Raw genomic sequence first — 1043 nt, 5'->3', positions numbered from 1 at the left:
ATGGGCTTTGAATCTCCGCAAGAATTATGGATAAAAGACATCAAACAAGAAATGTTAGAATGTGTTCAGCGTTCAAGAATTCTTAAGGAGATTTTTTGTTTTAGCTTTTTATCTTCCTTAAGCAGTAGCGGGGGGGGGGGGGGTATTTTGTGGCTTCTTTTTGCCATTGCAAAATGGGAAGAGATTTATAAGGTGGGCTTAGAGTAAAAATGCAAGAAAATCAATTTGAGCTAGAACGATTACTATCATTGCATAGACTAAGTGCGTATGAGAGCGTAGAACAACATTTTGAAAATATGAGATTAATTGGATACATTGCTCCAAAGATTTTGTTGATTGAGATTTGTTTGCGCAATCTCATTAATGAGGAGCTTAGCAAAGAATTAAGTGATTGGATACAAAAAGAAGATAAAGCAAAAGATAGAGATAAAAATTTAAGTAATGATCAGCTGGTTTCGCGACAAAGTTTAGATTTTTGGTGTGAGCTTTTTTGCCAAAAAAAACTGCACAGAATTTTTAAACTAAAAGAATTTGATTTAAGCAGATATGACGAAAACAATAAGGATTCAATTAAAATAGATAGAAAAACATACACTATTAGAGAGCATCGCAAGGTGGAGATTATCATTAACTTAGTTCGCACGATAAGGAATCGTGCTTTTCATTGCGAAAATCTTTTCAAAAAAAGGAAGATTAAACGCAATCAAAAAGAAGCGATTGCCCCTCGTATTACCACAAAAATAAATATTAATGATAAAGCATTATATATTGGCGTGATGCCCGATAAGATAGAAGTGTTTTTAGATGATGTATTAGATATGTTTAATAAAGATTTGAATCGATTTATAAATCGGTGCGACAAGGACGCACCACGAATTCAAGGGTAAATCTATCATAATTGAGCTTAAAATAATGTGAATTTCAATTGCTAAACTCTCTTTTGCATTCTAAGCCTCTTTATGCTAAACTCCCTTTTATTTTATTATAAAAAGGCGTTGAATGTGCGGAATTCTTGGTTTAATCACTTCTTCTTGTATAAGTTC

The 1043-nt window shown here is 32.7% G+C and carries 2 protein-coding genes; both read left to right on the top strand.

From position 1 onward, the window contains the following. On the top strand, positions 1-207 hold a 207-nt coding region (locus tag CCZ01_RS10570; RefSeq protein WP_112053037.1), incomplete at its 5' end, for a hypothetical protein. A gap of 2 nt (positions 208-209) precedes the next feature. Further along, positions 210-887, top strand: coding sequence for a hypothetical protein (locus tag CCZ01_RS09900; RefSeq protein ID WP_112053036.1), 678 nt, complete (start codon positions 210-212; stop codon positions 885-887). The last annotated feature ends 156 nt before the right edge of the window (positions 888-1043 follow it).

Origin of the sequence: Helicobacter monodelphidis, from assembly GCF_003288845.1 — a bacterium.
GTDB lineage: Bacteria > Campylobacterota > Campylobacteria > Campylobacterales > Helicobacteraceae > NHYN01.
This window is presented reverse-complemented; position numbering and strand designations above follow the sequence as displayed.